The following is a 12,459-nucleotide window of genomic DNA, read 5'->3' on the forward strand; positions in this document are numbered from 1 at the left end:
GTGGCGACCTTCGTCGAAGGGCCCGTCCGGGTCACCGTGCCCGCGACCTCGGCCAACCTGGGTCCCGGGTTCGACACCCTCGGGCTGGCGTTGGCCCTGCGCGACGAGCTCACCGCGCAGGTGACCGCCGACGGGCTCCGGGTCGAGGTCGAGGGGGAGGGGAGCGACGGCGTTCCCCGCGACGAGCGCCACCTCGTCGTCCGCGCCATGCGCGCGGGGTTCGCGGCGATGGACGCCGCCCCGCCGGGCCTGGCGCTGTGCTGTCGCAACGTCATCCCGCACGCCCGCGGCCTGGGCTCCTCCTCCGCCGCCATCGTCGGCGGGCTGGTGCTGGCGCGGGCGCTGGTGGCCGGCGGCGCCCTCCTCCTCGACGACGACGCCCTCTTCGCCATCGCGGCGCGGATGGAGGGTCATCCCGACAACGTGGCTCCGGCACTGCACGGTGGGTTCACCATCTCGGGCCGGGACCGGGACGAGTGGTTCACCGTCCGGGCCCCCGTGGACCCACGGCTGACCACCGTCGCCTTCGTCCCGCCCCATCCCGTCTCCACGGAGGAGGCGCGTGGGCTGCTCCCCGCCCAGGTGAGCCATGCCGACGCGGCCGAGAACGCCGGCCGGGCCGCGCTGCTGGTCGCCGCGCTGGCGGGTCGGCCGGAGAGCCTGCTCGTCGCGACCGAGGACCGGCTGCACCAGGACCACCGCGAGCCCGCGATGCCCGGGTCGCTGGCGCTGGTGCGCAGCCTGCGCGCGGCCGGGGTGCCGGCGGTCGTCTCGGGTGCCGGCCCGACCGTCCTGGCCCTGACCGACCACGCGTCGGTCCCCGAGCTGCTCGGGAGGGGACCTGACGGCTGGCGGGCGCACCACCTGGAGATCTCCGCCGCAGGCGCCCTCGTGCTGCGGGACTGATCCCGGTGCTACCGTGAGCCTGCGCCATTCGGCGTACGCACCGATCGTGGTGGTTGATCGCCCCGGTGCAGTTCTCCTCGTCCAGGCTCGCCGTGACCTGTGGTCCACGTCTCGCACGGGTGAGGAACCCACGAGAAAGCCGGCGGCACTGGCCGCGCGGCACTGAGACGGCAGGACCTCACGTGAGCGAAACCACGGACTCGACCACCTCGACCAGCCAGGCGACGGAGCCTGCTCAGGCGTCCCGCAAGCGCGCCGGCGGGCTCAACGGCATGCTGCTCGCGGAGCTCAAGGCGGTGGCCCAGCAGCTGGGGATCGCCGGTGCCGGCGCCATGCGCAAGGCACAGCTGGTCGAGGCGATCAAGGACCATCAGGGCGGTGGCGGGGCGAAGGGGACGCCGTCACAGACCCGGACGGAGCCCAGGCACGCGCAGCCCAGCCGCGAGGAGCCCGCCCGGGCCGAGCAGGCCGAGCAGGAGCGGGGGACCCAGCGCGAGCCGCGGGCCGGCCGCGCCGGCAAGGCCGAGCCCGGCAGCCCGGCCGGGCGCGCGGAGTCTGCCGAGACGAGCAGCATCCCGGAGCGCCAGCCCGCCGAGCACACCGTCACGGTCACCCGCCGCGAGCGCACCCGCAGCCGTCAGCAGGGTGAGAGCCAGGAGCGTCCCGCCCAGGAGCGTCCGGACGAGAACGCCGCACGCGGGACCCAGCAGGGCCGTGGCAAGCAGGACGGCCACAAGCAGGACGGCCACAAGCAGGACGGCCAGAAGCAGGACGGCCAGAAGCAGGACGGCCAGAAGCAGGACGGCCACAAGCAGGAGAGCCGGAAGTCCGGGGGCGAGAAGCAGGAGGGCCGCGACCGCCAGGGCGGCCAGCAGCCCAAGCAGGAGCGGCGCCCCCGCACCGAGCACGACGAGCAGGACCTGCGCGACGAGCGCGAGCTCGGGGACGACGAGAGCGGGAGCCGCCGCAACCGTCGGCGCCGCGGCCGGGAGCGGCAGCCCGTGGCGCGGGGCAACCGCAACGAGCCGGACACCACGATCCTGGAGGACGACGTCCTGGTCCCCGCCGCGGGCATCCTCGACGTCCTGGAGAACTACGCGTTCGTGCGCACCAGCGGGTACCTGCCGGGCACCGACGACGTCTACCTGTCGCTCTCCATGGTGCGCAAGTACGGCCTGCGCCGCGGCGACGCGATCGTCGGTCAGGTGCGTCAGCCCCGGGAGGGCGAGCGGCGGGAGAAGTTCAACCCGATGGTCCGCGTCGACACGGTCAACGGAACGGATCCGGAGGCCTCCCGGGACCGTCCGGAGTTCGACACGCTGACGCCGGTGCACCCCGCGGACCGGCTGCGGCTGGAGACCGGCCCCGACAACCTGGTCGGCAGGATGATCGACCTCGTGGCGCCGATCGGGAAGGGCCAGCGCAGTCTCGTCGTGGCCCCGCCGGAGGCGGGCCGGACCACGGTGCTCCAGGCGGTCGCCGACTCGATCAGCGCCAACAACCCGGAGTGCCACCTGATGGTCGTCCTGGTGGACGAGCGGCCGGAGGAGGTGACGGACTTCCAGCGCCGGGTCAAGGGTGAGGTGATCGCCTCGACCTTCGACCGGCCCGCCACCGACCACACCATCCTGGCCGAGCTGTCGATCGAGCGCGCCAAGCGTCTCGTGGAGCTGGGCCACGACGTCGTGGTGCTCCTCGACTCCCTCACCCGGCTCGGCCGCGCCTACAACGCGACCGCCCCCGCGAACGGCCGGACCCTCTCCGGTGGCGTGGACGCCGCCGCGCTCCACCTGCCGAAGAGGTTCTTCGGAGCGGCCCGCAACGTCGAGGACGGGGGCTCGCTGACCATCCTGGCCACCGCCGTGGTGGAGAACGGCTCACGGACCGACGAGGTGATCTTCGAGGAGTTCCAGGGCGCCGGCAACATGACGCTGCGGCTGCGCAGGGAGCTCGCCGGGCAGCAGTCCTTCCCGGCGATCGACGCCGTCCGGTCCGGCACCCGGCACGAGGAGCAGCTGATGGGGGCCGAGGAGCTGGCCATCGTCCGGAAGCTGCGTCGGGCGCTGGCCGGGATGGACGACCAGCAGGCGGCGCAGCTGCTGCGCGAGCGGCTGGCGAAGTCGCAGAGCAACATCGAGCTGCTGACCTGGGTGCAGAAGTCCGGTCCCGAGCTGGGTCTGTCCTCGGGGGGCTGAGGCCTCCCGGTCGGTTCCTCCTCGGGGAGGATCGTGCCGCGTCGTACGTCACAGGTCGCCGTTTCGGCCCGCCTGACGCCCTGAGCACCTACGCTGAGGGCCACATCCAGCAGGAGGAACACGAAGCCATGGCACGCATCCTTGTCGCGGACGACGACGTCGACATCCGAGAGCTGGTGGAGTTCAAGCTCTCCACCCTGGGCCACGACGTGGTCGCCGTGGCCGATGGCGCCTCGGCGGTCGACGAGGTGCAGCGGCAGCGCCCGGACCTCGCCGTCCTGGACGTCATGATGCCCGGCATGTCCGGGCTCGACGCGGTGCGGGTGATCCGCAACGACCCGGCCCTGGCCGACCTGCCGGTGATCCTGCTGACGGCCCGGGCCCAGGAGTCGGACGTGGAGACCGGCTTCGACTCGGGTGCCGACGACTACATCACCAAGCCGTTCAGCCCCCGCGAGCTCGCGTCCCGGGTGCAGGCGCTCCTCACCAGGGCGCGATGACCGACGTGGCATGACCACCGAGCGGCTCGCGTGGTGGGGAGCCGCGATCTGCGGGGTCCTCTGCGTCCTGGTGGTGCTGGTGCTCGTCGTGGCCCGTGTCGTGCGCGATCGCAGCGACGAGCGGCGTCGCCGTACCCGGGCGCCGGTGTGGAACCAGATCCTGGTGCTGACCCTCGGTGAGCCGGACGAGATCGAGGCCGCCACGCTCGCCCTGCTGCGCACCGGGCGCAGGCAGCGGAGGGCGGTCTTCGACGACGCCTTCGGCCTGGTGCCCAAGCTGCGCGGCGATTCGCGCACGAGGCTGCGCCAGCTGATGCGCGACTGGGGCTCCCTGCACGAGGCGCAACGGCTGGCGGCCAGCGCCTCCGTGGTGCGCCGGTGCCGCGGCCTCTACCAGCTGGGCATCCTGGCCGATCCCTCCAGCCTCCCCAGGCTGTTGCGCGGGCTGCAGGACACCGAGTTCGCGGGACGCCGCAGCGCGATGCTGGCGCTGGCCTCCTACCAGGGCGACGAGGTGGTCGAGGCGCTCCTGGAGGCGGCCGCCGGTGAGGTTCGTCTGCGGCACGACTTCCTGGCCACCCTCGACCGGATCGGCGCCTCCGCCGTCCCGGTCCTCCAGGTCGCCCTCGTCTCGGGGCCCGAGGCCGACTCGGCGCTCGGCCAGCGTCGGCAGTTCCTGGCCGCGGAGGCGCTCGGGCTGGTCGGCGGGCACACCGCGGTGCCCACCCTGGAGGCCGCGCTCTCCTCGGCGTCCCAGGACCTGGTGGTCGCCTGCGTCAACGCCCTGGGCGACCTGGGGGCACCCAGCTCCGTGATCTCGCTCGCCGGGCTGCTCGACCACGAGTCGAGGGAGGTCCGCCGCACCGCAGCGGTGGCACTGGGCATGATCGGGGGCCCCGGCAGCGTGGCCTTCCTCGCCGCCGGGCTGCGGGACCGGGAGGTCGAGGTCGCCCGGGCGGCGGCCCAGGCGCTGGAGCGCTGTGGCGAGGCCGGACGGCGCGCGCTCGAGGCGAGCGCGGCCCACCCCGTGGTCCGCGAGACCCTCGCCCTGAGCCGGCTGGTGGCCAGTGGCTGACCTCGTCCCGCTGGTCCAGTCCGCCTTCTTCTGGAGCACCCTGGTCTTCGCTGTCTACTCGGTCCTGATCAACGCCAGCTTCGTCGTCCTCACGCTCCTGGCCCTGGTCGACCTCGGGGCGCACCGGCGCAGGCTCGCCTACGCCGGGTACGACGAGTGGTTCCTCGATCCCCACGCGCGGGGGGTCTCGGTGCTCATGCCGGCCCACGACGAGGCCCAGACGATCGTCACCTCGGTGATGGCCATGACCTCGCTGCGCTACCCCGACTTCGAGGTCGTGGTGATCGACGACGGCTCCGGCGACGACACCTCCGAGCGGCTGATCCGGGCCTTCGACATGCAGGAGGTGCCGCTGGTGCCGTCCGGTGGCCTCGAGACCCGGGGAGAGGTGCTCTCGACCTGGGTCACTCGTCAGGGACGCCGCAACCTTGCCCTGGTCGTCAAGGCCAACGGCGGGAAGGCCGACGCCTTGAACGTGGGGATCAACTACTCGCGCAAGGAGCTGGTCTGCATGGTCGACGCGGACTCGCTGCTCGACCCGGACGCCCTGCTCAACGTGGCGCGACCCTTCGCCGACGACCCCGGCAACGTGGTGGCGGCCGGGGGAGTGGTCCGGGTCGCGAACGGCTCACGCGTGGACCGCGGCCGCGTGGTGGACATCAAGATGCCGCGGCGGTGGATCTCCCGCATCCAGGTCGTGGAGTACCTGCGGGCCTTCCTGGTGGGGCGCTCGGGGTGGAGCCGGGCGGGTGGCCTGCTGGTCATCTCGGGCGCCTTCGGGGTCTTCCGCAAGGACGTGCTCCTCGAGGTGGGTGGGCTCTCGACCGAGACCATCGGGGAGGACGCCGAGCTCGTGGTGCGACTCCACCGTCACCTCGGTGAGACCGATCGTCGCGCCGGCGTCGTCTTCGTGCCCGAGCCGGTGGCCTGGACCGAGGTGCCCACTTCGTGCGCGATGCTGCGCAAGCAGCGCCGCCGCTGGCACCGGGGGCTGGCCGAGATCTTCTGGCGGCACAAGGCGATGCTGGGCCGGCCCCGTTTCGGGGTGGTGGGCATGCTCGCCATGCCGTGGTTCCTGGTCTTCGAGCTGCTCGCGCCCGTGGTCGAGGTCCTCGGGCTGCTCCTCATGGGCCTGCTCCTCGGATCCCTGGTGGCGGAGGCGTGGTGGGCCCCCGGCTGGGACGTGGTCGACCTGCCGGTGGTGGTGCTGCTGCTGACCGCCTCCGTCCTCTTCGCCGTCCTGGTGACCCTCTTCGCGCTGCTGGCCGAGGAGCTGAGCTTCCGTCGCTACCGGGGACTGCCCGACCTCGCGCGGGCGGTGTGGGCGGCGGTCGAGGAGAACTTCGGGTACCGGCAGCTCAACGCGTTCTGGCGGCTGGGCGGCCTGGTCGAGGCGGTCCGCGGCACCCGCCAGGAGTGGGGCCGGATGGAGCGGACGGGCTTCGGCGACCTCGACGACCGGCGTCGGGCCGCCGCACCGCCTCGCCAGGTCGGCCCGGAGAGCACGGGAATGCCCTGATTCACGCCCGCGTTGTCGCAGGTGGCACACTTGTGCGTCGGTTCCGGTTCACGTGCGTGCACCCGGCAGCACGACCCGGCGACCTCGAGAGGACATGACATGCAGAAGGACATCCACCCGGAGTACGTCGAGACCGAGGTCACCTGCACCTGCGGCGCGACGTTCACCACCCGCAGCACTGCCACGTCGGGCAAGATCCGCGCCGACGTCTGCTCGCAGTGCCACCCGTTCTACACCGGCAAGCAGAAGATCCTCGACACCGGCGGCCGCGTCGCCCGCTTCGAGGCCCGCTACGCCAAGGCTGCCAAGAAGTAGCTGCTCCACGGACGCCGGTCCCCACCAGTGTGTGGTGACCGGCGTTCGCGATTTCGTCGCCCGTCGCCAGTGGAGGAGGAACCGTGTTCGAGGCCGTGGAAGGTCTGGTCCGGGAGCACGCGGAGCTGGAGACCCGGCTCGGAGCGCCGGAGACCCACGCCGACCAGCGCCTGGCCAAGACCCTCAACCAGCGCTACGCCGAGCTCTCCTCGGTGATCGCGGCCTGGCGGGAGTGGAACCAGCTCGGCGAGGACGCCGAGGCGGCCCGGGAGCTCGCCGCGCAGGACCCCGACTTCGCCGGGGAGGCGGAGGCGATCGCCGTACGCCGGGCCACCGCGGAGGAGCGGCTGCGCCGGCTCCTGGTCCCGCGCGACCCCACCGACGCCAAGGACGCGATCCTGGAGGTCAAGTCCGGCGAGGGCGGTGAGGAGTCCGCCCTCTTCGCCGGCGACCTGCTGCGGATGTACACGCGCTTCGCCGAGCAGCGGGGCTGGCGCACCGAGGTCCTCGACGCCACCGAGTCGGACCTGGGCGGCTACAAGTCGGTCACCGTCGCGGTGAAGGCCAAGGGCACGCCCGAGCCGGGTGAGGCTCCCTACGGGATGCTGAGGTTCGAGGCCGGGGTGCACCGGGTCCAGCGGGTGCCGGTGACCGAGTCCCAGGGGCGCGTCCACACCTCGGCGGCCGGGGTGCTGGTGATGCCGGAGGCGGAGCAGGTCGACGTGCGGGTCGACGACAACGACCTGCGCATCGACGTCTTCCGCAGCTCGGGTCCCGGGGGCCAGAGCGTCAACACCACCGACTCCGCGGTGCGCATCACCCACCTGCCGACCGGGATCGTGGTCAGCTGCCAGAACGAGAAGTCCCAGCTGCAGAACAAGGAGCAGGCCATGCGGATCCTGCGCGCGAGGCTGCTCGCCGCGGCGCAGGAGGAGGCCGACGCCGAGGCCAGCGAGACGCGCCGCAGCCAGGTGCGCACCGTCGACCGCTCCGAGCGGATCCGCACCTACAACTACCCGGAGAACCGGATCAACGACCACCGGACCGGCTACAAGGCGCACAACCTCGACCAGGTCCTCGACGGCGACCTGGGTCCGGTGCTGGAGAGCTGCCTGGACGCCGACCTCGCAGCGCGGCTCGACGCGCTCGAGCCGTGAGCGGAGCGGTCCCGGTCCGAGTCGCGCGCCGGGAGGGGGCGGCCCGCCTGCGGGAGGCGGGGGTGGCGAGTCCGGAGCGCGACGCCGACGAGCTGCTCGCGCACGCCCTCGGCGTCTCCCTCGGCCGCCTGCCGCTGGTCACGGAGGTGCCGCCGGCCGCCGGGGCAGAGTTCGAGGAGCTCCTCGGCCGCCGGGCAGCCCGGGAGCCCCTGCAGCACCTGACCGGGACCGCCGGCTTCCGCTACGTCGAGCTCGCGGTGGGACCCGGCGTCTTCGTGCCCCGTCCCGAGACCGAGCTCCTGGCGGGCTGGGCGGTCGAGGCGGCGCGGGCCGCACAGCAGGAGGGCGGCCGCGCGGTCGTGGTCGATCTGTGCACCGGCTCGGGAGCGATCGCGCGCGCGGTCGCCGACGAGGTGCCGGAGGCGCTCGTGCACGCGGTGGAGCTCGACCCGGCGGCGCACGCCTGGGCTGCCCGCAACCTGGCGGGGACCGGCGTCGACCTGCGCCAGGGCGACATGGCCGAGGCGTTCGAGGAGCTGGCGGGCGAGGTCGACGTGGTGGTGTGCAACCCGCCGTACATCCCGCTGGAGGCCTGGGAGTCCGTGGCGGTCGAGGCGCGTGACCACGACCCCCACCTCGCCCTCTTCTCGGGTGAGGACGGGCTCGACGCGATGCGGGTCCTCGAGCGCCGAGCCGCCGCACTGCTGCGGCCCGGAGGTGTGGTGGGTGCCGAGCACGCCGATGCCCAGGGAAGGAGCGCCCCTGAGGTCTTCGTGGCAGCGGAGCGGTGGACCGAGGTGCGCGACCACCTGGACCTGGCCGGTCGCCCGCGCTACGTCACGGCCAGGCTGGCACGATGATCTCCATGCGACTTGCGACCTCCACCGACGCCCAGCGCGACGAAGCCATCGAGGCGGCCAGCCTCGCGGTGCGACGTGGGGAGCTGGTGGTGATCCCCACCGACACCGTCTACGGCATCGGGGCGGACGCCTTCGACGCCGGCGCCGTGGGTGCGCTGCTCGCCGCGAAGGGCAGGGGCCGGGAGAAGCCGCCCCCGGTGCTGGTGAGCAGCCCCGCCACCCTCGAGGCCCTCGCCAGCAGGGTGCCCGACTACGCCCACGCGCTGGTCGAGGCGTTCTGGCCCGGTGCGCTGACCCTCGTCTGCCACCAGCAGCCCTCGCTGCAGTGGGATCTGGGGGAGACCCGGGGGACGGTCGCGATCCGGATGCCCGACGACGCGGTGGCCCTCGCGGTCCTGGAGCGCACCGGTCCGCTCGCGGTGAGCTCGGCCAACCTGACCGGTCAGCCCGCGGCGCAGGACGCCGAGGAGGCCGAGCGGATGCTCGGGGACCGGGTCGCGGTCGTGGTCGACGCAGGCCCCTCGCCCGGCGGCGAGCCCTCGACCATCGTTGACGTCACCGGCACCCGCCCGGTCGTGCTGCGCTGGGGAGCGCTGGGCGCCGACGCGCTCGACGCGGTGCTCGCCCCGCTGGGCATGGCGCTCGAGGCAGCGCCGGGGACCGGGGTCCCCGGTACCGCGGGGGCCACCGGAGCCGAGCGTGGGCCGGACGGGGACTGATGCGCGAGTACCTCCTCGTCTTCCTGGTGGCCGCGGCCAGCACCTACCTGCTCACGGTGATCGCACGCGAGATCGCGCTGCGCACCGGGGCGGTCGCCGCCGTCCGCGACCGCGACGTGCACGACGAGCCGATCCCCTACCTGGGCGGGCTCGCGATGCTCGGCGGACTCGTCGCGGCGTTCGTCGTCGCCCGCGAGCTGCCGTTCCTCTCCCGCAGCGACCCGTTCGTCTTCCGCGACGTCGCGGTGGTCCTCGGCGCCGGCGCCCTCATCTGCGCGGTCGGGGTGCTCGACGACATCTTCGACATCGACGCGCTCACCAAGCTGGGCGGACAGGTGCTGGCCGCGGGCCTGCTGGTCTTCTTCGAGGTCAAGTTCTACTTCTTCCCCGACAGCGGGGGCGGACAGCTCGCGCTCGACCCGGCCCAGGGAGCGCTGCTCACCGTCGTGGTCGTGGTCTCCACCGTCAACGCCGTCAACTTCGTCGACGGGCTGGACGGTCTCGCCTCGGGCGTGGTCGGGATCGGCGCCTGCGCGTTCTTCCTCTTCTGCTACCAGCTCTCGGACCTCAACGGGGTCACCCTCGCCACCACCGGCGCCCTCCTGAGCGCCGCGCTCGCCGGTGCCTGCGCGGGCTTCCTGCCGCACAACTTCCACCCGGCCCGGCTCTTCATGGGTGACAGCGGCTCCATGCTGCTGGGCCTGGTGCTCTCGGCCAGCGCGCTGACGCTCACGGGTCAGTTCGTGGGCTCCGAGATCTCCTTCGGACGGGAGGGGAGCACGGCCGGCTGGGTGGTCATGCTCCCGCTGCTGCTGCCGGTCTCCCTGCTGCTGGTGCCGATGGCCGACCTGGTGCTCGCGGTGGTGCGCCGGACCCGCGCGGGCCGTTCCCCGTTCGCCCCCGACAAGCAGCACCTGCACCACCGCCTCCTCGAGATCGGGCACTCGCAGCGGCGTGCGGTCTTCATCATGTGGACCTGGGCGGCGCTGATCGGGTTCGGGGGAGTGGTGACCAGCCTCTACACCGGTCCTACCGTGTGGATCGGCCTGGTGGTCGCCACCCTGCTCACCCTGGGGGTCACCTTCCTCCTCCCGAACGTGAAGGCGCCGAGCCAGCCCGCGGGTGCGGCTCCCCACGAGCCCTGACCGGCCCTCGCCCGGATTCGGCCCGGTCCGGCCCTTGTGATAGTTTTCACGAGCGCCCGCGGCACTTGGCGGGCATGACCCACGCCCTCCACAGGAACGGCCGCCGACCATGTCGACCGAGACGAAGCAGGACCACCGGGACCCCGGTCTCGCGGTCCTCCTCGCGGCGGCTCTCGTGGCGGTCGGGCTCGGCGTGGCGGTCGTCGCGGTGGCGGCGCTGGCCGGAGGCCGCAGCGGCGCGCTGGGCGCGGCGGCCGGAGCCGGGGCGGTGCTGACCGTGCTGGTGACGGGCTCCTTCGTGGTCCACGTCGTCGCTCACCTGATGCCGAGCGCGTCGTTGCTCGTGGCGCTGCTCACCTACGGCCTGCAGATCACCGTGCTCGGCGCGGTCCTGCTCTCGTTCAGCCGCTCCGGCGCGCTGGGGGAGACCCTCGACCCCGAGTGGCTGGTGGCGGGCGTGGTGGTGGTGACGCTGACCTGGGTCTGCGCGCAGATCTGGATCAGCTCGCGCTCGCGGGTGCTGATCTACGACCTCCCCCCGCCTGCGCCGTCCGAGCGGGCCGAGGCGGGTGCGAGATGAGATCCCACGACTGCTATTGTCCGGTTCGCGATGGCTCGACAGAACACTCCCCAGGGTCACGCCGAGGACTCGGGTGGTCCGCCCAGCCAGGATCCCTGGCGGGCGTTCAGCTACGTGCTCACCGGCGTACTGGTCTACGGACTCGCCGGGTGGGGCCTCGACAAGTGGTGGGGCACCAGCTTCATGGTCGGCCTGGGGATCGTGCTGGGCGCGGTCCTGGGTCTCTACCTGACCTGGAAGACCTTCTCAGCGCCAACAGCTCGCGACGACAACTCGAACTGAAATCAGCAGTGCGGCAGACACAGGAGACAGCGTGAGTGCAATCGCGATGAGCGCGATGCGGACCGAGGGGTTCGTCCCCCCGGGTCCGGGCGACTTCAACCTCCCCCCGGTGGGCTACACCCAGGAGAGCGCTCCGACGTTCGAGTTCCTGGGCGAGACGATGTACCTGGGTGTCACGAAGCCGATGCTCCAGCTCGCGCTGTCGGTCATCGTGATCTTCGCGTTCTTCTACTACGCCTCCCGCAAGCGCGCGGTGGTGCCCGGCAAGCTCCAGTACGTCGGCGAGATGGGCTACGGCCTCGTCCGCAACAGCCTGGCTCGCGACAACATCGGCAGCCAGGACTTCATGCGGTTCGTGCCGTTCCTGGTCTCGATGTTCTTCTTCATCCTGGTCAACAACTACTTCGGGTTGATCCCGTTCATCCAGTTCCCGACGATGTCGAGGATCGGGATCGCCGCCACGCTGGCGATCATCGCCTGGGCCGTCTACAACTACGTGGGCGTGCGCAAGCACGGACTGATGGGCTACCTCAAGCTGCAGACGGTGCCCGCCGGCATGAAGGGCCCCGTGCTCCTGCTCCTGGTCCCGCTCGAGTTCTTCTCCAACATCCTCGTGCGGCCGGTGACGCTGGCACTGCGTCTGTTCGCCAACATGTTCGCGGGCCACATCCTGCTGCTCCTCTTCGCCCTCGGCGGCGAGTACCTCATCGTCGAGATGGGCGGCATCTACATCGGCGCCGGGATCCTGGCCTTCGCCATGTTCATGGTCATCTGCGTCCTGGAGATGCTGGTCATGTTCCTCCAGGCCTACGTCTTCGTCCTGCTGACCTCGATGTACATCGCCGGCGCCCTCGCCGACGAGCACTGATCCACAGACTCGGCCGGGCAGTGCCCGGCCATGCAGAACCAACCGAACACCAACACACTCCCAACTCTGGGAACTACGAAAGGAAGAAGCCGTGGGTGGCTCTCTCAACATGCTCGGTTACGGCGTCGCGACGATCGGCCCCGGCCTCGCCGTCGGCCTGATCTTCGCCGCGTACATCAACGGTGTGGCCCGCCAGCCCGAGGCGCAGGGTCGCCTGCAGCCGATCGCCATCCTGGGCTTCGCCCTGGCCGAGGCGCTCGCCATCATCGGTATCGCCCTCGCCTTCGTCCTCAGCTGACGCAGGCCTGGCCGACATCCGACTGATCCGAACTAAAGGA

At 72.1% G+C, this 12,459-nt stretch carries 14 protein-coding genes; all 14 read left to right on the top strand.

Features of this window, described 5'->3' with window-relative positions; translation table 11 throughout:
• A complete protein-coding gene (gene thrB / locus AC3X7R_RS08090; RefSeq protein ID WP_489965074.1) occupies window positions 1-906 on the top strand; it encodes a homoserine kinase in 906 nt (301 codons plus the stop codon).
• Between the two features lie 182 nt (window positions 907-1,088).
• The gene (gene rho / locus AC3X7R_RS08095) at window positions 1,089-3,101 is read left to right on the top strand and encodes a transcription termination factor Rho (RefSeq protein ID WP_489965075.1); all 2,013 of its coding nucleotides are present in this window, start codon (window positions 1,089-1,091) and stop codon (window positions 3,099-3,101) included.
• Window positions 3,102-3,229: 128 nt separating this feature from the next.
• Window positions 3,230-3,601: a response regulator transcription factor gene (locus tag AC3X7R_RS08100; RefSeq protein WP_101524927.1), complete on the top strand. Its 372-nt coding sequence runs from the start codon at window positions 3,230-3,232 to the stop codon at window positions 3,599-3,601.
• A 10-nt stretch (window positions 3,602-3,611) separates the two neighbouring features.
• Window positions 3,612-4,676: a HEAT repeat domain-containing protein gene (locus tag AC3X7R_RS08105; protein WP_489965076.1), complete on the top strand. Its 1,065-nt coding sequence runs from the start codon at window positions 3,612-3,614 to the stop codon at window positions 4,674-4,676.
• Window positions 4,669-6,195 carry a glycosyltransferase family 2 protein gene (locus AC3X7R_RS08110; RefSeq protein ID WP_489965077.1) on the top strand — a complete coding sequence of 509 codons (1,527 nt, stop codon included), beginning with the start codon at window positions 4,669-4,671 and terminating at the stop codon, window positions 6,193-6,195. The genes AC3X7R_RS08105 and AC3X7R_RS08110 overlap by 8 nt, the downstream gene beginning before the upstream one ends.
• 99 nt (window positions 6,196-6,294) lie before the next feature.
• Complete coding sequence (gene rpmE / locus AC3X7R_RS08115; RefSeq protein ID WP_489965078.1) at window positions 6,295-6,510, top strand: 50S ribosomal protein L31; 216 nt, start codon at window positions 6,295-6,297, stop codon at window positions 6,508-6,510.
• A gap of 83 nt (window positions 6,511-6,593) precedes the next feature.
• Entirely contained in the window at window positions 6,594-7,667 is a 1,074-nt protein-coding gene (prfA, locus tag AC3X7R_RS08120; protein WP_489965079.1) for a peptide chain release factor 1, read from the top strand.
• Window positions 7,664-8,527, top strand: coding sequence for a peptide chain release factor N(5)-glutamine methyltransferase (prmC, locus tag AC3X7R_RS08125; protein ID WP_489965080.1), 864 nt, complete (start codon window positions 7,664-7,666; stop codon window positions 8,525-8,527). Before prfA ends, prmC begins: the two co-directional genes overlap by 4 nt.
• Before the next feature lie 5 nt (window positions 8,528-8,532).
• Complete coding sequence (locus AC3X7R_RS08130; protein WP_489965081.1) at window positions 8,533-9,246, top strand: L-threonylcarbamoyladenylate synthase; 714 nt, start codon at window positions 8,533-8,535, stop codon at window positions 9,244-9,246.
• Window positions 9,246-10,391 (top strand): MraY family glycosyltransferase, encoded by a 1,146-nt coding sequence (locus tag AC3X7R_RS08135; RefSeq protein ID WP_489965082.1) that lies wholly within the window; start codon window positions 9,246-9,248, stop codon window positions 10,389-10,391. Before AC3X7R_RS08130 ends, AC3X7R_RS08135 begins: the two co-directional genes overlap by 1 nt.
• 109 nt (window positions 10,392-10,500) lie before the next feature.
• Complete coding sequence (locus AC3X7R_RS08140) at window positions 10,501-10,971, top strand: hypothetical protein (protein ID WP_489965084.1); 471 nt, start codon at window positions 10,501-10,503, stop codon at window positions 10,969-10,971.
• 30 nt (window positions 10,972-11,001) lie between these two features.
• A complete protein-coding gene (locus tag AC3X7R_RS08145) occupies window positions 11,002-11,253 on the top strand; it encodes an AtpZ/AtpI family protein (RefSeq protein WP_489965085.1) in 252 nt (83 codons plus the stop codon).
• Window positions 11,254-11,284: 31 nt separating this feature from the next.
• On the top strand, window positions 11,285-12,121 hold the full coding sequence (atpB, locus tag AC3X7R_RS08150; RefSeq protein WP_489965086.1) for a F0F1 ATP synthase subunit A: 837 nt from the start codon (window positions 11,285-11,287) through the stop codon (window positions 12,119-12,121).
• 91 nt (window positions 12,122-12,212) lie between these two features.
• Complete coding sequence (locus AC3X7R_RS08155) at window positions 12,213-12,419, top strand: ATP synthase F0 subunit C (RefSeq protein ID WP_309136429.1); 207 nt, start codon at window positions 12,213-12,215, stop codon at window positions 12,417-12,419.
• Window positions 12,420-12,459 lie beyond the last annotated feature (40 nt).

This window comes from Nocardioides sp. Z22_16 (genome assembly GCF_058134365.1).